This is a genomic window from Enterobacter sp. PI-10 (assembly GCF_027947695.1).
Classification (GTDB): Bacteria; Pseudomonadota; Gammaproteobacteria; order Enterobacterales; family Enterobacteriaceae; genus Enterobacter; species Enterobacter vonholyi.
In genome coordinates, this window is the sequence record NZ_JAJNOG010000001.1 from 596,952 (window position 1) to 619,864 (window position 22,913).

The window sequence follows — 22,913 nt, forward strand, 5'->3', positions numbered from 1 at the left end:
AAAGGCGTTTTTTCGTCTGGGCTATAGCCGGGGACACGGGCTACAGTTATTCTTGCGATGCTTCAAAAAGCGAGCGGAAGCTGCCGGGTAAAGAGGTTTCTTTTTATTTTGAGCAGAGCGACAAACTATGCATGATTTTTGCATACATTCAGATTGCACAGTTTTAGTTCGTTTGTTAACGAGCTTTCAGAAGGAATAACACTATGATCGCCTTGAATAAAAAATGGTTATCGGGTCTGGTTGCGGGTGCTCTGATGGCCGTCTCTGCCGGCACGCTCGCTGCGGAACAAAAAACGCTGCACGTTTATAACTGGTCTGACTATATTGCGCCGGACACGGTGGCGAATTTTGAAAAAGAGACCGGCATTAAAGTGGTCTACGACGTGTTCGATTCCAACGAAGTGCTGGAAGGAAAACTGATGGCGGGCAGCACCGGGTTTGACCTCGTGGTGCCTTCCGCAAGCTTCCTCGAGCGTCAGCTGACGGCAGGCGTCTTCCAGCCGCTGGATAAGAGCAAGTTACCGAACTGGAAAAATCTCGATCCGGAAGTGCTGAAGCTGGTGGCCAAGCACGACCCGGACAACAAATACGCCATGCCTTACCTGTGGGCGACTACCGGTATCGGCTACAACGTCGATAAAGTCAAAGCCGCGCTGGGCCCGGACGTCAAGCTGGACAGCTGGGACGTGGTGCTGAAGCCGGAAAACCTTGAGAAGCTGAAAAGCTGCGGCGTCTCCTTCCTCGATGCGCCGGAAGAGATTTTCGCAACCGTGCTGAACTACCTGGGCAAAGATCCGAACAGCAATAAAGCCGATGATTACACCGGTCCGGCGACCGATCTGCTGCTGAAGCTGCGTCCAAACATTCGTTACTTCCACTCATCTCAGTACATCAACGACCTGGCGAACGGCGACATCTGCGTCGCGATCGGCTGGGCAGGGGACGTATGGCAGGCGGCTAACCGCGCGAAAGAGGCGAAAAACGGTGTGAACGTCTCCTACTTCATTCCGAAAGAAGGGGCGCTGGCCTTCTTCGACGTCTTCGCGATGCCGGCTGATGCGAAAAACAAAGATGAAGCGTATCAGTTCCTCAACTACCTGATGCGTCCTGAGGTGATCGCCCACATCAGCGACCACGTTTACTACGCGAACGGTAACAAGGCCTCCGTGCCGCTGGTGAGCGAAGAAATCCGTAATAACCCGGCTATCTATCCGCCAGCGGATGTGTTCGCCAAGCTCTTCACCCTGAAAGTCCAGGATCCAAAAATTGACCGCGTACGTACCCGTGCGTGGACCAAGGTGAAAAGCGGTAAATAACCCTTTGTTACAGGCCGGGCAAGCGAAGTGCCCCCGGCAACAGGCGCACCGTTCTGGTGCGCCTGCACCATGATTTGATTTCTGCCGGAGAGCACCCCGTGAATGACGCGATCCCCCGCCCGCAGGCGAAAGTCCGTAAAGCGCTGACCCCGCTTCTTGAAATTCGTAACCTCACTAAATCTTTCGATGGCCAGCATGCCGTGGACGACGTCAGCCTGACGATCTATAAAGGCGAGATTTTTGCTCTTCTGGGAGCTTCTGGCTGCGGTAAATCGACCCTGCTGCGTATGCTGGCCGGTTTTGAACAGCCTACCGCCGGGCAGATCATGCTCGATGGCGTGGATCTCTCCAGCGTACCGCCGTATCAGCGCCCGATTAACATGATGTTCCAGTCCTACGCGCTGTTCCCGCACATGACGGTGGAGCAGAACATCGCCTTTGGCCTGAAGCAGGACAAGCTGCCGAAGGCCGAAATTACCGCGCGCGTGGCCGAGATGCTGAGCCTGGTACACATGCAGGAGTTCGCGAAGCGTAAACCGCACCAGCTCTCCGGCGGCCAGCGCCAGCGCGTGGCCCTGGCCCGCAGCCTGGCAAAACGCCCGAAACTGCTGCTGCTCGATGAGCCGATGGGCGCGCTGGATAAAAAGCTGCGCGACCGTATGCAGCTTGAAGTGGTCGATATCCTCGAGCGCGTGGGCGTGACCTGCGTGATGGTCACCCACGACCAGGAAGAGGCCATGACCATGGCCGGACGTATCGCGATCATGAACCGCGGGAAGTTCGTGCAGATTGGCGAGCCGGAAGAGATTTATGAGCATCCAACCACCCGCTACAGCGCGGAGTTCATCGGCTCGGTCAACGTCTTCGAAGGGCTGCTGAAAGATCGTCAGGAAGATGGTCTGGTCATCGAATCGCCGGGGCTGCAGCATCCGCTGAAGGTCGATCCGGATAACTCCGTGGTGGATAACGTGCCGGTCTACGTCGCGCTGCGTCCGGAGAAGATCATGCTCTGTGAGGATCCGCCTGCCGATGGCTATAACTTTGCCGTCGGCGAAGTGGTGCACATTGCCTATCTTGGCGACCTCTCCATCTATCACGTGCGCCTGAAAAGCGGGCAGATGCTCAGCGCGCAGTTACAGAACGAACATCGCTACCGCAAGGGGCAGCCGACCTGGGGCGACGAAGTGCGCCTGTGTTGGGATGCAGACAGTTGCGTTGTGCTGACGGTATAAGGAGCGGCCAATGAGTACACTTGAACCTCCAGCCCGCGCAGGCAAACTGGGCGGTTTTGCCCAGTGGCTGACGCGAATGCAGATGAAACACGGCCGCAAGCTGGTGATCGCCATGCCGTACGTGTGGCTGATCCTGCTGTTCCTGCTGCCGTTCCTGATTGTTTTCAAGATAAGCCTGGCGGAAATGGCGCGGGCAATCCCGCCTTACACCAACCTGCTGGACTGGGCCGACGGGCAGCTGACGCTGACCTTAAACCTGGGTAACTTCCTGCAGCTCACCGACGACCCGCTCTATTTCGAAGCCTATCTGCAGTCGCTGCAGGTGGCGGCCATCTCGACGCTCTGCTGTCTGGTGATGGGCTACCCGCTGGCGTGGGCGGTGGCGCACAGCAAGCCGTCGACGCGCAACATCCTGCTGCTGCTGGTGATCCTGCCGTCGTGGACCTCGTTCCTGATCCGCGTTTACGCCTGGATGGGGATCCTGAAAAACAACGGCGTGCTGAACAACTTCCTGATGTGGCTCGGGGTTATCGATCAGCCCCTGACGATCCTGCACACCAACCTCGCGGTCTATATCGGTATTGTGTACGCCTATCTGCCGTTTATGGTGCTGCCGATCTACACGGCGCTGACCCGTATCGACTACTCGCTGGTGGAAGCGTCGCTCGATCTCGGCGCCCGTCCGTTAAAAACCTTCTTCAGCGTCATCGTCCCGCTGACCAAAGGCGGCATTATTGCCGGGTCGATGCTGGTCTTTATCCCGGCGGTGGGGGAGTTTGTGATCCCGGAACTGCTCGGCGGGCCAGACAGCATCATGATTGGCCGCGTGCTGTGGCAGGAGTTCTTCAATAACCGCGACTGGCCGGTGGCGTCAGCGGTGGCGATTATCATGTTACTGCTGCTGATCGTGCCGATCATGTGGTTCCACAAGCATCAGCAGAAACAGATGGGAGATCGCGGATGAACAACTTACCGGTAGTGCGCTCCCCGTGGCGAATTGCGATCCTGGTCATCGGCTTTACCTTCCTGTATGCGCCGATGCTGATGCTGGTGATCTATTCGTTTAACAGCTCCAAGCTGGTGACGGTCTGGGCAGGCTGGTCGACGCGCTGGTACAGCGAGCTGTTCCACGATGATGCAATGATGAGCGCGGTGGGGCTGAGCCTGACCATTGCGGCGCTGGCGGCGACCATGGCGTCGGTGCTGGGCACGATCGCCGCGCTGGTGATGGTGCGTTTCGGGCGTTTTCGCGGTTCGAACGGCTTCGCCTTTATGATTACCGCCCCGCTGGTCATGCCGGACGTGATCACCGGTCTCGCGCTGCTGCTTCTGTTCGTGGCCATGGCGCACGCCATCGGCTGGCCGGCAGATCGCGGCATGCTCACCATCTGGCTGGCGCACGTCACTTTCTGTACGGCCTACGTAGCGGTAGTGATCTCCTCGCGCCTGCGCGAGCTGGATCGCTCCATTGAAGAGGCGGCGATGGATCTCGGCGCGACGCCGCTGAAGGTCTTTTTCATCATCACCCTGCCGATGATTATGCCGGCGGTGATCTCCGGCTGGCTGCTGGCGTTTACCCTGTCGCTCGACGATCTGGTGATCGCCAGCTTTGTTTCCGGTCCGGGGGCGACCACGCTGCCGATGCTGGTCTTCTCCAGCGTGCGTATGGGGGTCAACCCGGAGATCAACGCCCTGGCCTCTATCATCCTCGGCGTGGTCGGAATTGTCGGATTTATCGCCTGGTATTTGATGGCGCGCGCGGAAAAACAGCGCGTGCGCGATATCCAGCGTGCAAGACGCGGCTGAAGGATTTAAAATTTCCAGTGATGTGCCGCGCATGACGCGGCACTGTTTTTCAGGGAAGTAAAACATTGGGATTATTAAAAAAATCACGTATTACGCACGCGCGTCCTAACGTACCTGCGCTGGTTCAGGTGGCGGCGCTCGCCATTATTATGATCCGCTGCCTGGACGTGCTGATGATTCTCAACACCCTGGGCGTGCGCGGCATCGGTGAATTCATTCACCGCAGCGTGCAGACGTGGAATCTGACGCTGGTCTTTTTGAGCAGCCTGGTGCTGGTGTTTATCGAGATCTACTGCGCGTTTTCGCTGGTTAAAGGGCGCAACTGGGCGCGATGGGGCTATCTGCTGACGCAAATTACCGCCGCAAGCTATCTGTGGGCCGCCTCGCTGGGGTATGGCTACCCGGAGCTGTTCAGCATCGCCGGTGAATCCAAACGCGAGATCCTGCGCGCGCTATTTATGCAAAAACTGCCGGACATGCTGGTGCTTTTTCTACTCTTCGTTCCGGCTTCCAGTCGGAGATTCTTCCGCCTGCAATAATGTGTATAATCGCAGCCCTCGTGATTTTTAAGGTTTTCATATGCAGTGCGCACTCTATGACGCCGGACGCTGCCGCTCCTGTCAGTGGATAGAACAGCCGGTCCCTCAACAGCTCACCGCCAAAATGGCCGACCTGCAACAGCTGCTGGCAGAACACGCGGTGGGCGAGTGGTGCGCACCCGTCAGCGGCCCTGAACAGGGTTTTCGCAATAAAGCCAAAATGGTGGTCAGCGGCAGCGTAGAAAAACCGCTGCTGGGGATGCTGCACCGCGACGGCACGCCGGAAGACTTAACCGACTGCCCGCTGTATCCCGACTCGTTTGAGCCTGTCTTTGCCGCACTGAAACCGTTTATCGCGCGGGCGGGCTTAACGCCCTACAGCGTGGCCCGCAAGCGCGGCGAGCTGAAATACCTTCTGCTAACGGAAAGCCAGAAAGACGGCGGCATGATGCTGCGCTTCGTGCTGCGCTCTGAAACCAAGCTGGAGCAGCTGCGCGCGGCGCTGCCGTGGCTGCAGGCGCAGCTTCCTCAGCTGAAGGTCATTACGGCAAACATTCAGCCCGTGCATATGGCAATCATGGAAGGGGAGAAAGAGATTTTCTTCACCGACCAGCACGCGCTGGCCGAAAGCTTCAATGGGGTGCCGCTGTGGATCCGCCCGCAAAGCTTCTTCCAGACCAACCCGACCGTGGCAAGCAGCCTGTACGCCGCCGCCCGCGACTGGGTTCGTGCGTTGAACGTTCACCACATGTGGGATCTCTTCTGCGGCGTGGGCGGTTTTGGCCTGCACTGCGCCACGCCGGAGATGCAGCTCACCGGCATTGAGATCTCTGCCGAAGCGATTGCCTGCGCGAAGCAGTCCGCCGCCGAGCTGGGGTTAACGAATCTGCACTTCCAGGCGCTCGACTCCACGCAGTTCGCGACCGGCCAGGGCAACGTGCCTGAGCTGGTGCTGGTCAACCCGCCGCGCCGCGGCATCGGCAATGCGCTGTGCGACTATCTGAGCCAGATGGCACCGGAATACATCATCTATTCCAGCTGCAACGCGCAGACCATGGCAAAAGACATTGCGCAACTACCGGGCTATCGCGTTGAACGCGTTCAGCTTTTTGATATGTTCCCGCACACCGCGCACTATGAAGTGCTGACGTTGCTCGTAAAATCTTAAACAAAATGTGAACTCTTCATCCCGGCGAAATCAGGTAAGCTTACGTCATAAGAAATGAATGAAGGCTTACCCATGAAGCAGATCCTGCTGGTGGAAGACGACCACGATATCGCGGCGCTTCTACGGCTCAATTTAGAAGACGAAGGCTATGCCATCACCCACGAACCCGACGGGGGCAAAGCCCTGCAGCGTCTTGAAGCGCAGACGTGGGACGCGGTGATCCTCGACCTGATGCTGCCCTGCGTTGACGGCCTGGAGATTTGCCGCCGCATCCGTCAGATGACGCGCTACCTGCCGGTGATCATCATCAGCGCCCGCAGCAGTGAAACCGACCGCATCACCGGGCTGGAAACCGGCGCCGATGACTATCTGGCAAAACCGTTCTCCGTGCAGGAGCTGATTGCGCGCATCAAAGCGCTGTTCCGTCGCCAGCAGGCGATGGGGCAGGCGCAAACCGACGGTCAAATTCAGGCTCACGGACTGACCATCGATCCGCTGGCGCGCAGCGTGCTGCTTCACGGCCAGGTGGTGGATCTCACCCCGCGCGAGTTCGAACTGCTCTACTTCTTTGCCCGTCATCCCGGCGAGGTGTTCTCCCGTCTGGCGCTGCTGGAGCAGGTCTGGGGCTACCAGCACGAAGGCTATGAGCATACCGTCAACACCCATATCAACCGCCTGCGCATCAAGATTGAGAAGGACGCCGCCGAGCCGGAGATTATTCGCACCGTCTGGGGCAAGGGCTACAAATTTGCGGAGCCAAATCATGATGCGCCGCTTTAGCCTGAGCCAGCGCCTGACGCTGCTCTTCATCCTGCTGATGATGCTCTGCGCCGCCGTTGCCTGCGCGGTACAGCTCTACAGCAGCATGCAGTACGGTAATGCGATGGTGCAGCGTTTGTCGGGCGGGCTGGCGCAGCAGATCGTTCAGCGCGAACCAATTCTGGACGCGCAGGGCAGGGTCGACAGCAGCGCGCTGAAACCGCTGTTTGGCCGGCTGATGACCTTTAATCCGAGCGTTGAGCTGTACGTTATCTCTCCTGACGGCGATATCCTCGCCGATGCCGCACCGCCGGGCCATATTCAGCGGCAAAAAATCGACCTGGCTCCGGTGCAGAGCTTCCTCAGCGGCACCGCCATGCCGGTGCTGGGCGACGATCCGCGCAGTCAAAATCAAAAAGTCTTTAGCGCCACGCCGCTGCGGCAGGACGGCGAGCTAAAAGGCTATCTGTACATTATTTTGCAGGGCGAGGAGTCAAATTCTCTTGCGGAGATGGCCTGGCATAAGGCGCTGTGGAGTACCGTCCTGTGGTCACTGCTGTGGGTCGCGCTGTTTGGCCTGCTGGCCGGTTTACTGGTCTGGTACTGGGTCACGCGCCCGGTTAAACAGCTGACGGTGGAAGTCGCCGGGCTGGAGCAAGACAGTATAAGCGCTATCAGACAGCTGGCGGCACAGACGCCGGACGCGGCGGCAAAAGATGAGGTGGCGATCCTGCGCAACAGTTTTATCGAGCTGGCGCGCAAAATCACCCAGCAGTGGGATCGGCTGGCCGACAGCGATCGCCAGCGCCGGGAGTTTATCGCCAATATTTCGCACGATCTCCGCACGCCGCTGACCTCGCTGCTGGGCTATCTCGAAACCCTGTCGCTCAAATCCGCCACGCTGACGACGCAGGAGCACCAGCAGTATCTCGCCACCGCGCTGCGCCAGGGACAAAAGGTCCGTCATCTTTCGCAGCAGCTGTTTGAGCTGGCACGCCTGGAGTACGGCGGTATTAAACCCCAGCGCGAGCGGTTCGCGATGGGAGAGCTGATTTCCGACGTGGCGCAGAAGTTTGAGCTCACCGCCCGTACGCGAGAGGTCAACCTGCATATTGACGTGCCGGGGCCGTTGCCGCTGATAAACGCCGATGTGTCGATGATCGAGCGCGTGGTAACCAACCTGCTGGATAACGCGATGCGCCATACGCCTGGCGGCGGGGAAATTCGTCTGGCGGTGTGGCAGGAAAATGAACGGCTGCAGGTCGAAGTCTCCGACAGCGGAGCGGGCGTGGATGCCTCGCTGCGCGACGATTTGTTCCAGCGGCCGTCGGCGCTCAATACTCAGGCCTCGCGGGAGAATCGCGGCGGGTTGGGGCTGCTAATTGTTAAACGGATGCTGGAGCTGCACGGGGGCGGGATCAGGCTGATGGAGTCGGCGAGCGGGGCACGGTTCAGGTTCTTTGTCCCACTCTGAGAAATTGCCGGGTGGCGGCTTCGCCTTACCCGGCCTACAGACACCCCCCCGTAGGCCGAGCCACCCGGCAAAAAAATCTTACTGCGGGAACCACTGCTCGCTAATTTTCTGGTAAGTACCGTCTGCTTTAATCGCCTTCAGCGCGCCGTTCAGTTTTTCCAGCAGGGCTTTGTTATCCGGACGTACCGCGATACCCAGACCCGTGCCGAAGTACTGCGGATCGGTCACTTTCTCGGTTGCGGTTCCCAGCTGCGGATTGGTTTTCAGCCACTCGTTCACCACGGCGGTATCGCCGAAGACGCCGTCGATACGGCCATTTTTCAGGTCGATAATCGCGTTCTGGTAGCTGTCATAGGCCACGGTCTTCACTTCAGGATGTTTGTCCTGCAGGTATTTCTGATGCGTGGTGCCGTTTTCCATCCCGATGCGTTTGCCTTTCAGCTGATCGAAAGAGGTATAAGCGCCTTTCTTCGCAATCACCACCGCCGAGTTGGCGTAGTACGGGTCGGTGAACGCGACCTGCTTGCTGCGCTCAGGCGTGATGTCCATCCCGGAGATCACCGCGTCGTATTTTTTGAACTTCAGCGACGGGATCAGGCTGTCAAAAGCATGGTTAGTAAAGGTGCAGTCGGCCTGCATTTGTTTGCACAGCGCTTTCGCCAGGTCGATATCGAAACCGACGATCTGGTTGCTGGCATCCAGTGATTCAAACGGTGGATAGGTGGCGGACACGCCGAAATTGATTTTATCAGCTGCGGATGCGCCAGCGGCGAAGGTGGCGAGTAATGCGGCCAGAACTAACTTTTTCATTGTAATGCTCCCGTCTGTCTTATTGATGCGCCGTGTCTGCGGCATGGATGTACAATGCCAGTTAATGAATTTATATGCAATAAAAATGATTAAGTATTATCTTTATCGCAAAAAAAAGCGGATAACCCATCAGGTTACCCGCTTCATGAATACCGTTTTATGCATTTTCGTGGTTAATTTCTGCGCTCAAACGCCAGCGCTTTACGCTCGATCAGGCGCATCATCAGCGTCAGCAGACCGTTCACCACCAGATAGACCACGCCCGCCGCGCCGAACACCATCACGTCATAGGTGCGCCCGTACAGCAGCTGTCCGTGACCCATCACTTCCATCAGGGTGATGGTGTAGGCCAGCGAGGTACTTTTGAACACCAGCACCACTTCGTTGGAATAGGAGGAGAGGGCGCGCTTAAAGGCGTACGGCAGCAGGATTGCCAGCGTGTCTTTCTTGCTCATGCCCAGCGCCCCGCAGGACTGCCACTGGCCTTCCGGGATGGCGCGGATCGCCCCGTAGAAGAGCTGGGTGGTATAGGCCGCACTGTTCAGCGAAAGGGCAATCAGGGCACACAGCCACGGCTCAGAGAGCAGATGCCAGATAACCGGATACTCCTGCAGCGACGGGAACTGGCCCGGGCCGTAGTAAATCAGGAAGATCTGCACCAGCAGCGGCGTACCGGTAAACAGGGTGATGTACCCGCGCACAATCCACACCAGCACCGGCGTTTTCAGCGTCAGGATGATAGTGAAAATAAGGGCCAGGATCAGCGCCACGATAATGGACGCCACGGTCAGCGTCAGGCTGGTGTGCAGCCCTTTCATCAACTCGGGGAAATATTCAAGCATCAGCCTGGTCTCCGTTCAAAGCGCGTCGCACGCAGGTCAATACGCTTGAGGATGTACTGACTGAGCAACGTGATCACCAGGTAGATCGCCGCCGCCACAATGTACCAGGTAAAGGGCTCCTGGGTACGGGTGGCGATGCTTTTGGTTTGCAGCATCAGATCGTTAACGCTGATCAGGCTCACCAGCGCGGTATCTTTCAGCAGCACCAGCCACTGGTTGCCGAGGCCCGGCAGGGCATGACGCCACATCTGCGGCATCACCAGACGGAAGAAGATGGCGGATTTTGACAACCCTAACGCCTGACCCGACTCCCACTGTCCCTGCGGCACGGCCTTCAGCGCACCGCGCAGGGTTTGCGACGCGTACGCGGAGTAGAGCAGGGAGAGGGCAATCACGCCGCACAGGAACGGGCTGACGTCGAAGTTTTCAATCTGCATCTGCACCGGGATCTGCGCAAAGCCGAGATTAAGGGTGAAGCCGTCCGACAGCGTGAGCAGCAGCTGTGAGGAACCGAAATAGATAAACAGGACCACCAGAATTTCCGGTAGCCCACGCAGCACGGTGACCAGCGCGGAGCCTGTCCAGGCGACGGGGAACCATTTCGCGGATTCCCACACCGCAAAGAACATCGCCAGCACGAGGCCGATAATCAGTGCGCAAACGGCAAGGCCGACGGTCATCCCGGCGGCGCTTGCTAAAGGAAAAATTTCATTCATCAGGAATTACTTCTGGAACCATTTTTTGTAGATGGTTTCGTAGGTGCCGTCTTTCTTCACTTTTTCCAGCGCAGCGTTGAATTTCTGCTGCAGCTCAGTGTTGCCCTGACGAACGGCAATCCCCAGACCGGTACCGAAGTAGTCCTTATCGGTCACTTTGTCGCCCACTGGCGCCAGCTTGTCGTTGGCTTTCAGCCACTCGGTCACGACAGCGGTATCGCCAAATACGCCGTCGATACGGCCATTCTGCAGATCCAGCTTCGCGTTCTGGTAGCTGTCATACGGAACGGTGGTGATTTCCGGATGCTTATCCATGATGAATTTCTGGTGCGTGGTGCCGTTCTGCACGCCCACTTTTTTGCCTTTCAGCTGATCGACAGAGGTGAATTTACCTTTCTGACCAATGAACAGGGCGGAGTTGTCGTAGTAAGGGGTGGTGAACAGCACCTGCTTTTCACGCTCAGGGGTGATGTCCATACCGGCCATCACGGCGTCGATACGGCGGAACTTCAGGCTTGGGATCAGGCTGTCGAACGCCTGGTTGCTGAAGGTACAGGTTGCATCGATCTCTTTACACAGGGCGTTTGCCAGGTCTACGTCGAAGCCAACAATTTTGTTGTTCGCATCAATGGATTCAAACGGAGGGTAAGAGGCTTCCGTGGCGAAACGAATGGTCTGAGCTGCGGTAGCGGAAAGGGTAACGCCAGCAAGCAGCACGGCAAGTAATACTTTTTTCATTATATTTCCCCTGACACAATCAATGAGATAAATAGTTTTTGAAGGCATCGGTTTGCGGGTTAGCGAAGCAGCTCGCATCACCTTGCTCAACGATATACCCGTTTTCCATGTACACCACACGGCTGGCGGTTTTACGCGCCACTTCCACTTCGTGGGTAACGATAACCTGCGTAATGTTGGTTTCCGCCAGCTCGCGAATAATGCTGACGATCTGAGCGGTGATTTCCGGGTCCAGCGCGGCGGTGGGTTCATCAAACAGCAGTACCGCGGGCTCCATCATCAGCGCACGGGCAATGGCCACACGCTGCTGCTGACCACCGGACAGGTGCAGCGGGTAGCGGTCGCTGTAGGGCTTAAGGCGCAGACGATCCAGCAGCTTTTCAGCACGGGCGATCGCCTGATCCTTGCTTAACCCCAGCACGCGGCACGGGGCTTCAATCAGGTTCTGCAGCACGGTCAGGTGCGGCCAGAGATTGTATTGCTGGAAGACCATGCCGACGTTTTGACGCAGCTCGCGAATCGCTTTATCAGACGGCGTCTTCGCGAAATCAAAGTGGTTACCGGCAATCGCCAGCGTACCTGAACGGGGCATTTCAAGCAGATTAAGGACGCGCAGAAGGGAGCTTTTGCCTGCACCGCTTGGGCCAAGCAAAACCAGCGTTTCGCCTTCCGGGCAGTTCAGCGTGATGTCAAACAGCGCCTGGTGTGCGCCGTAGAAGCAGTTAATGCCGTTTAGTTTAATACTCATCGGGGCAGTCTTTACTCATCCAGGCAATCTATAGCAATTGAGGCCGCAGATAGTACCGTTGACAGAATAGTTATGCAATATTTCTGCGTTAAAAGTTAAATATAACCCGTATTTCCTCTTAAACATAGCACAAAATAGCGAACGGCAAGGTCGGCGAGTATAAATGTCGGCATTCCGCAAGAAATGCCGCACATTTTACGGGGGTTACCAGGTTATATCGGCGGGTTTAGCGATTTTCAATCGACTGGCGCAGCGTGCCTGCCGGGGCATGAACGCTGCCGCCCACGTAGCGCACGTCGTCTACCGCCCAGCACTGTCCTTCACGGATCATCAGCACTTCATCCTGCCAGGTTTGGGTTCCCTGCGTCAGCTTCACGCTCAGTGGAATATTGCGGGCATCCGTGTTCGGAATGGTTGACGCGCTCGCCACTTCGGCGCTGTCCGGCAGCGTGGCGCGGCTGGAGAACGGATCGGATTTCAGCAGGGCGTTGTGCTGCGGATCGCGGGTGGCATCGTTAAGCAGTTTTGCCAGACCATCGCTCAGATACGGGCGCAGGCCGGTGAGATCGTTGCTGCGGTGCTGAATGCGATAATCATAGAACTGCTGCGCCACGGTGTCCGGGCCGCCCTCAATGCAGGGGCCGCTGCGGGTACCGATATCCTTAAAGGCAGGCGTGACCGTGGTGGTACAGGCGCTGAGCACCAGCGCGCAGGGCACTAAAAGTGTTAAAGCTGAATAGCGCATGTTGATTTCCTTATTTATTAACTATCCTTTCAATCATAGCGTAACGAACCGATAATGCTGTGCCTAAGGCATTGAACGCTAAAGAAGGAGAGAAACCATGCAGTTTTCAACAACGCCAACCCTGGAAGGGCAGACCATCACCGAGTACTGCGGCGTGGTCACCGGTGAAGCGATTCTCGGTGCCAATATCTTCCGTGACTTTTTTGCCGGTATCCGCGATATCGTTGGCGGCCGCTCGGGCGCATATGAAAAAGAGCTGCGTAAAGCGCGTGAAATCGCCTTTAAAGAGCTTGGCGAGCAGGCGGAAGCCCTCGGCGCGGATGCGGTCGTGGGGATTGATATCGACTACGAAACGGTCGGGAAAGATGGCAGCATGCTGATGGTGAGCGTAAGCGGTACGGCGGTGAAAACCCTGAGATGAGGCGTTCGTTTGCCGCGCTCCTGCTGGCGCTGCTGCTGGCAGGATGTGCCTCGGAAAAAGGGGTTATCGACAAAGGCGCCTACGAGCTGGATACGCGTCATCAGGCTCAGGCGGCTTATCCGCGCATCAAGGTGCTGGTGATCCACTACACCGCGGATGATTTTGACAGCTCGCTGGCCACGCTGACGGATAAAAATGTCAGCTCTCACTATTTGATCCCTGCCAGGCCTCCCGCACCGGACGGTAAGCCGCGCATCTGGCAGCTGGTACCCGAGAGCGAACTGGCCTGGCATGCGGGCATCAGCTTCTGGCGCGGCACCAACCGCATCAATGATACGTCGATCGGCATTGAGCTGGAGAACCGTGGCTGGCAAAAAACGTCGGGCGTTAAGCACTTTACCCCTTTTGAGCCAGCGCAGATTGCGGCGCTGGTGCCGCTCGCCAAAGACATTATCGCCCGCTACAACATCAAACCTGAAAATGTGGTGGCCCATTCTGATATCGCACCGCAGCGCAAAGACGATCCCGGCCCGCTGTTCCCCTGGCGTCAGCTGGCGCTGCAGGGGATTGGCGCATGGCCCGACCCGGCACGGGTGGCGTTTTACCTGAACGGCAAGCCGCGAGATGAGCTTGTGGAGCCGAAGGTGCTGCTCGAACTGCTGGCGCGCTACGGCTATGAGGTGACCGATAACATGACGAACGCACAGCAGAAGCGCGTGATCGTCGCGTTTCAGATGCATTTTCGCCCGGCGCGCTGGGACGGCGTGGCCGATCGCGAAACGCTGGCAATCGCGGAGGCGCTGTTAGAGCGCTACGGGCAGGGGTAATCCCTCGGGTTACCCGACTCCACTTTTACACGGTCTCCTTTTGGACTAATTTTCTAATCACATTCGCGGCGTAAATGTTTTATAGTTTCCTCAGTCCAAATTACTCGCAAACGTGGTTGACAATCTATCAGCACGGCAAATAAGAAATAGGGATGTGCTAGCGTCTTAGCCTGGCTTAGCTTTACTTTACATTTATTAAATGGACTGCGCATTTATGCGCTGTGATTGCACACGTTCACCTTTTTCAATTTAATATTAATGGGTATAACTATGTTAAGTATCTACAGTAAAAATAGCCGTCCACAAGAAGAACTTGACGCCATTATCGCGGCAACTGAAGGTTTTGAAGAAAGAACCTTACGCAAATGGCAGCGTATCAGTACCGAGAACAACGAAGATATCCATTTTATCATTAGCGGTGAAGTTGAATTCCGCCGCAAGTCGGATGAACTGTGTGTATTCACCTTACAGAATAAATGTATTTTCGGTCTATCCTCTATTTATTACAATTCAGCGCATATGTACGGTCTGGTGCGTGCAAATACCGTGGTGCGCACTATTAAAAAGGATGATTTTTTCCGTCTGATGAGCGAAAAAAACCTGTGGGAAGCCTTGAGTAAAGTCCTCTCCTGGTATATTTGCCTGCTCAGCAAGCGTGACGAAGTGTTGGTCGCCCGCAGCGCGTACTCGATTGTTCGCGAGTTCTTGCTGGAAATTAACGAACTGATGGTACATCATCAGCGCGATATCAATGTTTACGACTATATTCAGGAATATACCAGTCTGGCCCGGAGTACCATTATTAAAATCCTCGCAGACCTGAAAAAAGGTAATTATATCCGGGTTGACAAAGGTCGTCTTATGTATTTGTCGACGTTGCCGGAAAAATATTAATCGCTTCTCACCCCCTTTTTAACTGAAAGGGGGACTACGTTTAAGTGTATTATTTGCCTGCGTTCCTGCCGCGGTTTCTTCAACGGGGGGTGCGGGTATTTTTCCCAGCGAATAATCTTTCTCCTGCTCTTTTAACGCCTTCATCAATAATGCTTTGATAGCCCCGTCATCAACTATGTGACCGGTATTATCCTGTTCGGGAATAGCAGAATTGTTCATTTCTGTTCCCGGCAATGTATCCCGGGAAATATCACGCGGTACTTCACCGTCGGGCGCCTGCTGCCAGTCGGCATCGCCGCTATCAATTGGCATCTCCTGCAGTGGCGGCATCTCTTTTGTCATCGGTTCTTGCTTTGGTTCAGGCCGCGGGAACGGTTTACTGACATAGACGTAATGCATATCCGATAGCTTCGTTTCTGGCCTGACGGCGCTCGCTTTTATTGGCTCAGGTACCGGATGACGAAGATCCCAGTAGAGATGTGCGTAAAGTCCCGCGGCGATCGTCATCACTATCCCCATCAACCAGATCAGGGTGGCAAAGACCGCTTTTTTCAGCGAGGGGCGCCGGTAAGAAAACCAGACCGGTGCGTTCAGGGTATAGCTGCGCTGGGCAGCCAGAGTAATCGTGGACATTATGAATGCTTCTCCTGCGCGGTAGGGGTCGCAGATATATTTGCGGACTGGATAAGCACGCTTGGCGTAGTCCTGGTTTCACGCATTAACTGCATCAATGTATCTTCACCCGCAATCCCGTCCACATGCAGATGCATTTTCTGCTGAAACTCGCGGGTACGTTGCATCAGTTCGGCCGTCCACACCTTTGCGTGGGTTTCCGGCAGATTCAGCGCCAGGCTAAGCTGCTGATCCATCCAGCCCAGATCTTTGGCGCTGCTTTCGGCGCTCACGGCATCTTTCCCCTGCGGCGTAAGGCGGTGCAAGAGGGTGTAATTGCCCGTTGCATGCTGGTTAAACCAGCTGCGGCTCACCTGCCAGGTGCGATTATTCATCAGCAGATCCAGCGAGTTATCATCTACTCTGGCCACCACGGCATAGTTCAGGTGATCGCCCGTTTTGATCTCGCCGATCCAAGGGTAACCCTCTTTTGCCAACTCCTCGACCGGAGCGCTGCCCTCCTTACACATCAGGTTGACCCGCCCGGCGTTCTGGCAGAGCGCCTCTTCCATCGTGGCGTCATAACCCCACATGGTATAAAGCTGATGCATCGCATCGGGCTTGTTCACCACTTCATTATCAATAACCGGCACCGCTGGGGCGTCGGTTTTTGGCGTCTGCGGTTTCCAGCTGGCCATCACGGGCAGCTGTACCGGCAGTCTGGCGGTAATGGCGGGCATCAATGTCCAGCCGCAGGCGGCAAACAGTACAGAGGCAAAAAGGCCCATAACGGCAAGGCGTTTGCCCCTCGGTTTCGCCGGCAGAACTTCTCCTGCGGCGAGGCGCAGATGGCGCGGCGATACCTGCGCTGAACGTTCGGTCCAGGCGGCGAGCATCGCAAGGTGCGCCAGCTCGTTGAGTTTGCCTGCCTGTCCTTTGGTCAGAACATGCATCTTGCGCACGCGGGCCCGGGTGAACGGCGTCGCGTCGCTGCCATGCGCTTCACACTGGGCCTGAACATAGCTCAGGGATTCGCGGCAGGTGAGAGGCCGGAGCGTGTGACGCGTATGAAGAGATTCACGCAACCCGGACTGCTGGAGGGCGGCTTCCTGGTCGGCCGATCCCATCAGCACAACCGACAGAGGCACATCCAGCTCCTGCGCGCGGGTTAACAGCATGGACAGTGCGTCATGGCAATTCGCTTTCATCGACTGAATATGCGAGATGACCAGTACTTTACGTGAGGTTTTGCGGGACAACATCTCGTCCTGCCACTGACGCAGCACACCATCAATAGCCTGGATCCGGGTTTTGCTCTCTTTAGTGGTGGTGTTGAGTTTATAGAGCATGCCGCTGGCGCTGAGTTTTGGGAAGGCGTTAATGGCAATCAGCGTGCCGTCATGCTTTTTAAGCGCATCGCAAAACTGCGAGGTGAGATAGCTGTCGTCGCTAAAGAGCGCAGTAACGCCTGCTCTCTGGCACTTCTCTTTCAGCAAACCGAACACATCCTGATGATACGGAACAAAAAAATCACCTGGCATCCGGCTGATAGTCCGGAAAGGCTGGGTAGTGAAATTAAAATGGCGCATATACATAGCGTATTACCGTCTCTTTCATTCATAACAAGGAGACGGAAAAGTAAAGGATACAGGCGGAAGGGGCAATTTGAATTCAGGATAAAAATATTCGGCCTGCGCTTCTAACATAGGTTTATTTAACGTTCAATCTTTTTCTAAATTATTGTTGGCGGAAGTATAAATGGGCGGGGGAGAGGGAACGCATTAGTATTTACGCCACTTACTCATACAGCCCTGTGCTGTGAATTACTGACTGGCAGAAAGGCTCGTTAAAAAATGCGGATGTCATTTATTAATCAATTGATTATGCCCTGCGTAATGTTTGTGCTGCTCATTTTCTGCGGCCAGCATGGGTATATGGTTTATAAAGATTATAAGAAAGTTACGAACAGATTGTCTGATTCAAAGCAGAAGATGCAAAAAAAAAGTCATGATGAAACTCAGTTTGTACTTTTTACGCCGGCGGTGATGCCAGAGAAACAGCCAGCGGCAGTGAAAAAGCCGCTCAGTGCGGAAATCGAAGGTATTCTCAACAGCGACGAAGCCTGGCTGTCCTTTGCGGTGATAAAAACCCCCTCCGGACAAAAGAGCTATCGCGAGGGCGAAATGCTCGCCGGTTTTGACAATGCCTATATTGCCGAAATTCATCCCGATAATGTGGTGGTGAATTATGAAGGCGCACCTCAGGTTATTTCACTTAAAAAACCAGACTATTTTAAAGGCGGCGTTGACAGCGGCCCGGTAACCAAATCGAAGAAAGATGCAGGGTTAGATAATCTGCATCTGGATGATTATCTGGTGTTAAAACCATTAATCGAGAAAGGCCAGCTGGAAGGCTACAACATTAATCCACGCAATGCGTCTCCTTTCTACAGCCATGCTGGCCTGGAAAAAGGTGATGTGGTGGTAAAAGTTGACGATGTGGATATGACTAAAGAGGCGCAGGCAAAAGAGATCGTTGCCCGCTGGTCAAAAATGAAAGAAGCGGATGTCACTATTCGGCGTCACGCTCACCTTGAAAATATTCGGGTCAATGTTCTAAACAATTAATAAGTGTACAGACATGAAGAAATTTCCATGGGCGTGCGTAGCGCTGACCGCATTGTCATTATATTCCGGTTCGCTGTTTGCGGCGAACTTTAGCGCCAGTTTTAAAAATACCGATGTCCGCGAATTTATCGATACCGTCGGGCGTAACCTCAATAAAACCATTCTGGTCGATCCTTCCGTTCAGGGAACGGTGTCGGTCCGTACCTACAACGTGCTGACGGAAGAGGAATATTATCAGTTCTTCCTGAGCGTGCTGGATCTCTATGGTCTGTCGGTGATCCCGATGGATAACGGGATGGTGAAAGTCGTGCGCTCTTCGGTGGCCCGCATGTCGGGCGCACCGATTGCCGACAGCAAAAACCCCGGCAAAGGCGATGAAATCATCACCCGCGTGGTGCGGATGGAGAACGTCCCGGTACGTGAGCTGGCCCCCCTGTTGCGTCAGTTAAACGACGCCTCCGGCATCGGCAACGTGGTCCATTTTGAACCGTCAAACGTGCTGTTGTTAACCGGCAAAGCCTCGGTGGTTAACCGCCTGGTCGATCTGGTACAGCGTGTGGATCAAAGCGGCGTCCAGCGCCGTGAAATCGTGCCACTGCGTTTTGCCTCGGCCAAAGATCTTTCTGACATGTTGAACAATCTCAACAACGAAGAGCAGAAAGGGCAAAACGCCCCGCAGCTGGCAACCAAAGTTGTCGCCGACGATGAAACCAACAGCCTGGTGATTAGCGGCAGCCCGGACGCGCGTCAGCGCACCCGGATGCTGATCTCCCAGCTCGATCGCGAGCAGAATAACGAGGGCAACACCCGCGTCTTCTACCTGAAATACGCCAATGCCAGCAAAGTGGTGCCGGTGCTGACGGGGATCGGCGAGCAATTGAAAGATAAAGCGGGCGGCGGCAAGAGCAAAGCCGCGCCTATGGCAGGCGATCTGAATATTAGCGCCGACGAGTCTACCAATTCGCTGGTGATCACCGCCCAGCCAAACGTCATGAACTCGCTGGAAAAAGTGATCGATAAGCTGGATATCCGCCGTCCGCAGGTACTGGTGGAGGCGATCATCGCCGAAGTTCAGGACGGTAACGGTCTGGATCTTGGCGTGCAGTGGACCGGTAAACACGGTGGGGTTCAGTTTGGTTCGACCGGTTTGCCGATTAGCCAGATTAAGAAGTCAAAAGTCATTGGCAGCTATACGGGCCTGGCGACCGGTTTCTTTAACGGCGACTTTGGCGCGCTGATGACGGCGCTGTCCACTAACGGCAAAAACGACATTCTGTCGACGCCGAGCGTGGTGACGCTGGATAACAAAGAGGCGTCGTTCAACGTCGGTCAGGATGTACCGGTACTCTCCGGTTCACAGACCACCAGCGGCGATAACGTCTTTAACTCGGTGGAACGTAAAACCGTCGGCACTAAGCTGAAAATCGTACCGCAGATCAACGATGGCGACATGATCCACCTGAAGATCGAGCAGGAAGTTTCCAGCGTGGATAACACCTCGACGGCCGATGCCAGCCTGGGCCCAACGTTCAACACCCGCACCATCAACAACGAAGTGATGGTCCACAGCGGGCAGACGGTGGTGCTGGGGGGGTTGATGGAAAACGTCACCAAACAGTCGGTCTCGAAAGTGCCGTTGTTGGGCGATATTCCGGTCGTGGGGCAGCTGTTCCGCTATACCTCGCAGGACAGCGCCAAACGTAATCTGATGGTGTTTATCCACACCACCGTACTGCGCGACGACGACAACTACAGCGCGGCGTCGAAAGAGAAATACGATCAGATCCAGGCGCGTCAGCAGCAGCGTATGGAAGAGCACAAGCTGGGCATTGTAGAGAATTCTGATTCCCCGATGCTGCCGGCCTATCCGTCCCAGAGCCGCGCCACGCCGGTGAGCGCCAGTGCGCCGGTGTCGTCCCGCAACCCGTTCAAAGAGTAAGGCGGACGCGACATGACTGAGATGAGTAATGCGCTCTGTACCAGCACCTGGGCGAAAGAGAACGGGGTCCTGTTCTATAACGATGAGGTTTATATCCGCGAGGATGCGCAGGCGTATGCCTTGCTGGAGATGCGCCGCGTGCTGGGGCGCTCCTATGCCCCGACGATCTTGACGGCGGAAGCGTTTGACGAACTGCTGACCAAAATCTGGCAGCAGAACAGCGGCGTCTCGCAGCAGCTGGTGGACGACATGGACGCCGATATTGACCTGATGGCGTTAACCGAGGAGATCCCTGACAACGAAGATCTGCTTGATAACGACGAGAACTCGCCGGTGATCCGCCTGATCAACGCCATTATGGGCGAAGCGGTGAAAGAGGGGGCCTCCGATATTCATATCGAGACCTTCGAGCGCACCCTGAGCATTCGTTTTCGCGTTGACGGCGTGCTGCGTCCGGTGCTGCAACCGGCGCGCAAGCTCGCGCCGCTGCTGGTGTCGCGTATCAAAGTGATGTCCAAACTGGATATCGCCGAAAAACGTCTCCCCCAGGACGGTCGTATTTCGCTGCGCATTGGTCGTAAGGCTATTGACGTGCGTGTCTCCACTATTCCGTCTCAGTACGGAGAACGCGTGGTGATGCGTCTGCTGGATAAAAGCAACCTTAAGCCGGACATCAACAAGCTCGGTCTGATTGACGAAGAGCTGGTGAAGTTAAAGGGACTGATTGAACGTCCGCACGGCATCATCCTGGTGACCGGCCCGACCGGTTCGGGGAAAAGTACCACCCTGTACGCGCTGCTGTCGGCGCTTAACGGTCATGAACGCAACATTCTGACCGTGGAAGATCCGATCGAGTATGAACTGGAAGGGGTAGGACAGACCCAGGTCAACCCGCGCGTGGATATGACCTTTGCACGCGGGCTGCGCGCCATTCTGCGCCAGGATCCAGACGTGGTAATGATCGGGGAAATTCGTGACGGTGAAACCGCGCAAATCGCGGTGCAGGCGTCGCTCACCGGTCACCTGGTAATGTCTACGCTGCACACCAACAGTGCGGCGGGCGCCATTACCCGTCTGCGTGATATGGGGCTGGAGTCTTTTTTAATTGGTTCGTCGCTGCTTGGCGTCATTGCCCAGCGTCTGGTGCGTCGGCTGTGTCCACACTGCCGCACGACCAGTCCGCTGGATGACAATGAGAAAGCGCTGTTCACCTTTATGGAAACGCCACCGAAAGCGATTTATCGCGCCGTGGGTTGCGAACAGTGTCGCCAGAGCGGCTACCAGGGACGCGCAGGCATCCATGAATTTCTGGTAGTCGACAGCGCCATGCGCCGTGCGATCCATGAAGATAAAGATGAGATGTCCATCGAAACGCAGCTTTTCAAAGAGGCCTACAGCCTGCGTGAAAACGGCCTGCTGAAGGTGATCTCCGGCGTGACCTCGCTGGAAGAGGTGATGCGCGTCACCGCCGAGCGCGGAGGGGATGCGTAATGGCCTGGTATGCGTGGTCCGCGACGGACGCCGCCGGGAAAACCCAGCGCGGCAACCTGCAGGCCGAAGGGCCAAAGCAGGTGCGCCAGATGCTGCGCGAACAAAAGCTGATGCCGGTGAATATCTCCCCAACCAGCGATCCGGCGGCGGGGAAAAACGCCCGTAAAGGGGCAAAACTGTCGATTCCGATGCTGTCGATGTTTACCCGACAGCTTGCGACGCTGGTCAATGCCGCGCTGCCGCTGGAGAGTGCGCTCAAGGCAATTGCGAAGCAGACGGAAGATAAAACCCTGGCGGCGATGGTGACCGAGATCCGCGACAAGATCGTGGAAGGCCATACGCTGTTCGACGCCTTCAGCCAGTTTCCGCGCAGCTTCGATAAGCTCTACTGCACCCTGGTGATGGCCGGTGAAAAGACCGGTCATCTCGGGGGCGTGCTGGAAAAGCTCGCCGAATACAACGAGCAGCGCCAGAAGATGAAAAGCAAGCTCACCCAGGCGATGGTGTACCCCATCACCCTGACGGTAGTGGCGATCGCGGTGATCTCCATTTTGCTGGTCGCCGTGGTGCCGCAGGTCATCGACCAGTTCACCCATATGAAACAAGAACTGCCGGTGACCACCCGCACGCTGATTGCGGTGAGCGACTTTCTACAGGCCTGGGGCATCGTTATCGCCGGCGGCCTGTTCGGGGCGTCGGCGAGCTTTAAATTTTGGATAAAAAAAGAAAAGAACCGATTTGTTTATCATCGGTGGCTGTTGCTAAATTCACCGCTGAAAAAACTGGTCTGCGCCATCAACAGCGCGCGCTACATCCGCACGCTGAGTATTTTGCAGGCCAGCAGCGTTCCGCTGCTGGAAGGGATGTATATCGCGATGGACGGGATAGAAAACCTCTATGCCCGGCAGGTGCTTGAGCAGGCGACGGACACCGTGCGCCAGGGGGCATCTCTCTACAACGCGCTGGAACAGGCGAAAATTTTCCCACCCACCATGCTTTATATGGTGGCCTCCGGGGAGGAGAGCGGCGAGCTGGGCTCGTTGATGGATCGCGCGGCGGAAAACCAGGAATCTGCATTACAGCATCGAATTACTTTAACGCTGTCGGTATTTGAGCCGGCACTGGTAGTAACTATGGCGACCGTTGTTCTATTTATCGTTCTTTCAATATTACAACCGCTTCTTCAACTTAATAATATGGTGGGTTAAT

23 protein-coding genes are annotated in these 22,913 nt (G+C 55.9%); 15 read left to right on the plus strand and 8 right to left on the minus strand.

Annotation, left to right across the window (positions count from 1 at the left end):
- Positions 1–203: 203 nt before the first annotated feature.
- The 8 genes from potF (at position 204) to LRM19_RS02970 (ending at position 8,294) form a co-directional block, all read left to right on the plus strand.
- On the plus strand, positions 204–1,316 hold the full coding sequence (gene potF, locus LRM19_RS02935) for a spermidine/putrescine ABC transporter substrate-binding protein PotF (RefSeq protein WP_008503444.1): 1,113 nt from the start codon (positions 204–206) through the stop codon (positions 1,314–1,316).
- Positions 1,317–1,414: 98 nt separating this feature from the next.
- The gene (potG, locus tag LRM19_RS02940) at positions 1,415–2,548 is read left to right on the plus strand and encodes a putrescine ABC transporter ATP-binding subunit PotG (RefSeq protein ID WP_024907855.1); all 1,134 of its coding nucleotides are present in this window, start codon (positions 1,415–1,417) and stop codon (positions 2,546–2,548) included.
- A gap of 10 nt (positions 2,549–2,558) precedes the next feature.
- Positions 2,559–3,512: a putrescine ABC transporter permease PotH gene (potH, locus tag LRM19_RS02945; protein ID WP_271367293.1), complete on the plus strand. Its 954-nt coding sequence runs from the start codon at positions 2,559–2,561 to the stop codon at positions 3,510–3,512.
- A complete protein-coding gene (potI, locus tag LRM19_RS02950) occupies positions 3,509–4,354 on the plus strand; it encodes a putrescine ABC transporter permease PotI (protein WP_100122374.1) in 846 nt (281 codons plus the stop codon). The genes potH and potI overlap by 4 nt, the downstream gene beginning before the upstream one ends.
- Positions 4,355–4,419: 65 nt before the next feature.
- Positions 4,420–4,893, plus strand: a complete 474-nt coding sequence (locus tag LRM19_RS02955) for a YbjO family protein (RefSeq protein WP_271367295.1) — start codon at positions 4,420–4,422, stop codon at positions 4,891–4,893.
- A gap of 40 nt (positions 4,894–4,933) precedes the next feature.
- Complete coding sequence (gene rlmC, locus LRM19_RS02960) at positions 4,934–6,061, plus strand: 23S rRNA (uracil(747)-C(5))-methyltransferase RlmC (RefSeq protein WP_115874591.1); 1,128 nt, start codon at positions 4,934–4,936, stop codon at positions 6,059–6,061.
- Between the two features lie 72 nt (positions 6,062–6,133).
- Complete coding sequence (locus LRM19_RS02965; protein ID WP_271367297.1) at positions 6,134–6,841, plus strand: response regulator transcription factor; 708 nt, start codon at positions 6,134–6,136, stop codon at positions 6,839–6,841.
- Positions 6,825–8,294 carry a sensor histidine kinase gene (locus LRM19_RS02970; protein ID WP_271367300.1) on the plus strand — a complete coding sequence of 490 codons (1,470 nt, stop codon included), beginning with the start codon at positions 6,825–6,827 and terminating at the stop codon, positions 8,292–8,294. Before LRM19_RS02965 ends, LRM19_RS02970 begins: the two co-directional genes overlap by 17 nt.
- A gap of 78 nt (positions 8,295–8,372) precedes the next feature.
- On the opposite strand, the gene artJ is transcribed toward LRM19_RS02970, so the two are convergent.
- The 6 genes from artJ to LRM19_RS03000 all read right to left on the minus strand — a co-directional run bounded on the left by artJ (position 8,373) and on the right by LRM19_RS03000 (position 12,893).
- Entirely contained in the window at positions 8,373–9,104 is a 732-nt protein-coding gene (gene artJ / locus LRM19_RS02975) for an arginine ABC transporter substrate-binding protein ArtJ (RefSeq protein WP_021240923.1), read from the minus strand.
- Between the two features lie 173 nt (positions 9,105–9,277).
- A complete protein-coding gene (gene artM / locus LRM19_RS02980; protein WP_023310940.1) occupies positions 9,278–9,946 on the minus strand; it encodes an arginine ABC transporter permease ArtM in 669 nt (222 codons plus the stop codon).
- A complete protein-coding gene (artQ, locus tag LRM19_RS02985; protein WP_025756069.1) occupies positions 9,946–10,662 on the minus strand; it encodes an arginine ABC transporter permease ArtQ in 717 nt (238 codons plus the stop codon). The genes artM and artQ overlap by 1 nt, the downstream gene beginning before the upstream one ends.
- 6 nt (positions 10,663–10,668) lie before the next feature.
- Positions 10,669–11,400, minus strand: coding sequence for an arginine ABC transporter substrate-binding protein ArtI (gene artI / locus LRM19_RS02990; RefSeq protein ID WP_008500032.1), 732 nt, complete (start codon positions 11,398–11,400; stop codon positions 10,669–10,671).
- 19 nt (positions 11,401–11,419) lie between these two features.
- Positions 11,420–12,148, minus strand: coding sequence for an arginine ABC transporter ATP-binding protein ArtP (artP, locus tag LRM19_RS02995; RefSeq protein WP_023310942.1), 729 nt, complete (start codon positions 12,146–12,148; stop codon positions 11,420–11,422).
- A gap of 226 nt (positions 12,149–12,374) precedes the next feature.
- A complete protein-coding gene (locus tag LRM19_RS03000) occupies positions 12,375–12,893 on the minus strand; it encodes a lipoprotein (protein WP_271367302.1) in 519 nt (172 codons plus the stop codon).
- 97 nt (positions 12,894–12,990) lie between these two features.
- Here LRM19_RS03000 and LRM19_RS03005 point away from each other — a divergent pair, with 97 nt between their 5' ends.
- The 3 genes from LRM19_RS03005 to LRM19_RS03015 all read left to right on the plus strand — a co-directional run bounded on the left by LRM19_RS03005 (position 12,991) and on the right by LRM19_RS03015 (position 15,035).
- Positions 12,991–13,314 carry a heavy metal-binding domain-containing protein gene (locus LRM19_RS03005; RefSeq protein WP_008500028.1) on the plus strand — a complete coding sequence of 108 codons (324 nt, stop codon included), beginning with the start codon at positions 12,991–12,993 and terminating at the stop codon, positions 13,312–13,314.
- On the plus strand, positions 13,311–14,141 hold the full coding sequence (locus LRM19_RS03010; protein WP_271367304.1) for an N-acetylmuramoyl-L-alanine amidase: 831 nt from the start codon (positions 13,311–13,313) through the stop codon (positions 14,139–14,141). Before LRM19_RS03005 ends, LRM19_RS03010 begins: the two co-directional genes overlap by 4 nt.
- A gap of 270 nt (positions 14,142–14,411) precedes the next feature.
- Entirely contained in the window at positions 14,412–15,035 is a 624-nt protein-coding gene (locus LRM19_RS03015; RefSeq protein WP_271367307.1) for a helix-turn-helix domain-containing protein, read from the plus strand.
- Positions 15,036–15,053: 18 nt separating this feature from the next.
- Here LRM19_RS03015 and LRM19_RS03020 read toward each other — a convergent pair whose 3' ends face one another.
- On the minus strand, positions 15,054–15,668 hold the full coding sequence (locus LRM19_RS03020; protein ID WP_271367308.1) for a hypothetical protein: 615 nt from the start codon (positions 15,666–15,668) through the stop codon (positions 15,054–15,056).
- The gene (locus LRM19_RS03025) at positions 15,668–17,242 is read right to left on the minus strand and encodes an ExeA family protein (protein ID WP_271367310.1); all 1,575 of its coding nucleotides are present in this window, start codon (positions 17,240–17,242) and stop codon (positions 15,668–15,670) included. The genes LRM19_RS03020 and LRM19_RS03025 overlap by 1 nt, the downstream gene beginning before the upstream one ends.
- A gap of 300 nt (positions 17,243–17,542) precedes the next feature.
- Between LRM19_RS03025 and gspC the strand changes: the two genes are divergently transcribed.
- Genes gspC through gspF form a run of 4 tightly spaced genes read left to right on the plus strand, consistent with a single transcriptional unit; the run spans position 17,543 to position 22,912 of the window.
- Positions 17,543–18,274 carry a type II secretion system protein GspC gene (gspC, locus tag LRM19_RS03030; RefSeq protein ID WP_271367684.1) on the plus strand — a complete coding sequence of 244 codons (732 nt, stop codon included), beginning with the start codon at positions 17,543–17,545 and terminating at the stop codon, positions 18,272–18,274.
- 13 nt (positions 18,275–18,287) lie between these two features.
- A complete protein-coding gene (gspD, locus tag LRM19_RS03035) occupies positions 18,288–20,213 on the plus strand; it encodes a type II secretion system secretin GspD (protein ID WP_115874601.1) in 1,926 nt (641 codons plus the stop codon).
- Between the two features lie 12 nt (positions 20,214–20,225).
- Positions 20,226–21,704 carry a type II secretion system ATPase GspE gene (gspE, locus tag LRM19_RS03040; RefSeq protein WP_115874602.1) on the plus strand — a complete coding sequence of 493 codons (1,479 nt, stop codon included), beginning with the start codon at positions 20,226–20,228 and terminating at the stop codon, positions 21,702–21,704.
- Complete coding sequence (gene gspF, locus LRM19_RS03045; protein WP_271367311.1) at positions 21,704–22,912, plus strand: type II secretion system inner membrane protein GspF; 1,209 nt, start codon at positions 21,704–21,706, stop codon at positions 22,910–22,912. Before gspE ends, gspF begins: the two co-directional genes overlap by 1 nt.
- Position 22,913: the final 1 nt, after the last annotated feature.